This is a genomic window from Mucilaginibacter sp. (assembly GCF_036383575.1).
In the GTDB taxonomy this organism is placed as follows: Bacteria; Bacteroidota; Bacteroidia; order Sphingobacteriales; family Sphingobacteriaceae; genus Mucilaginibacter.
Map to the genome: position 1 here is coordinate 1 of NZ_DASVOB010000350.1, position 1,671 is coordinate 1,671.

At 42.6% G+C, this 1,671-nt stretch carries 2 protein-coding genes; both read left to right on the plus strand.

Annotated elements, in window-relative coordinates; all coding sequences use genetic code 11:
* The coding region (locus VF500_RS12000; protein ID WP_330859893.1) for a hypothetical protein at window positions 1–1,169 on the plus strand (1,169 nt) is incomplete at its 5' end.
* Between the two features lie 31 nt (window positions 1,170–1,200).
* Window positions 1,201–1,671 (plus strand): FkbM family methyltransferase (locus tag VF500_RS12005; protein ID WP_330859894.1); only part of this gene is annotated, 471 nt, incomplete at its 3' end.

A 1,671-nucleotide genomic window follows, 5' to 3' on the forward strand; every position in this document is an offset into this window, starting at 1 on the left:
TGGTGACCATTGATGCCCAGTATGCCGAACTGGCAAAAGACGAATTGTTGTTGCAAAGTATCCCTCCGGGCATTAAAGTTCACAAAGTAAAAGCGCTCAGCAAGGCACTCACTTCAAAAGTTGGTTTGGGCAGTATTGCCATCCGCTCGTTATGGCACTACTGCAAAACGGTTAACCGCCTGCTGAAGGACAACAAATTTGATCTTATTTATTTCTCAACCACACAGTTCCCGGTTTGTACGTTGGGTGCATACTGGAAAAAGCGATTTGGGGTTCCCTACGTCATTGATATGCAGGATCCCTGGCATTCCGATTATTATATCAACAAACCTAAAAGCGAGCGGCCGCCAAAATATTGGTTCGTTTACCATTTAAATAAATACCTGGAGCCCATCGCCATAAAAAATGCGTCCGGGCTTATCAGTGTATCTGCCGGTTACATTGATCAGCTCAAATTACGTTACCCGGTAATTCAAAAAGTTCCGGCCGCTACTATAACCTTCGGGGCATTTGAACCCGATCTGCAAATAGCTAAAACTAACCAAAAGTTTTTTGCAGGGTTGCTTAATGACGGCTTTATCAATGTGGTATATATCGGTCGTGGCGGAAAGGACCTTCACAGGGCCATTAGCCCGGTGTTCGACGCATTAAGAACCGGATTGAATACCAATAAAGAGCGGTTTGACAAAATCAAACTCTACTTCATCGGTACCAGTTATGCCCCTTCCGGGCAGGGGATCGCTACTATCCTTCCCCTGGCAAAACAATATGATATGGAAGAACATATTGTTGAAATTACCGACCGTATCAGCTACTATCAAGCTTTGCTCACACTGCAACACGCCGACGCGCTTTTTATCCCCGGGTCAGATGATCCTAAATACACAGCATCAAAGATATTCCCGTACCTGCTCACAAAAAGGCCTGTTTTGGCCGTATTTAATGCCGCAAGCTCTGCTATACCTATTATGCAACAGTACGGTGTAGAACATGTTTACAACTATGATGACGTTACCTCCGAAAACTTATTTATATTTTTTGAGCAATTAATTAAGGGTAATTTCCAGACTGTTGAATATAATGCTGATGCCATCGAAAAATATTCGGCACATGAAATGACACTGGCGCAGTGCCGGTTATTTGATAGAATTATTTATGAACGCCATTAAACGAACTGTCGGCTTTATTTTAAAGCATCCTTTGGGAAAAAAACATCCGGCAAAAGCCTTATGGCGGTTTGCCTGGTGGCAGGTACAGTCAAGGCTTTCAAGGTCGAAGTTCATTATAAAACCTTTTGTTGGTGATGTTAAGTTTTATGCAACCAAGGGGCTGAGCGGTATTACCGGTAATATATACACGGGGTTACATGAATTTAATGATATGGCCTTTCTGCTTCATTTTTTAAAGCCGGACGATATCTTTTTTGACATTGGCGCGAATGTAGGTTCATATACGCTGTTGGCTTCCGGCATAGCCAAAGCTAATAGTGTTACACTTGAACCTGTTAAAGCAACTTTTGATATTTTAAACAGCAATATCGAGCTTAATTATTTGCAGAGCAAAGTAAAGCTCATTAATGCCGGCGCCGGCGCAACAGCGGGCGAGATCAGATTTTCGGCTGATGAAGATACCGGAAACCATGTTATTACTAAAGATGAGAAAGGCAAAAAC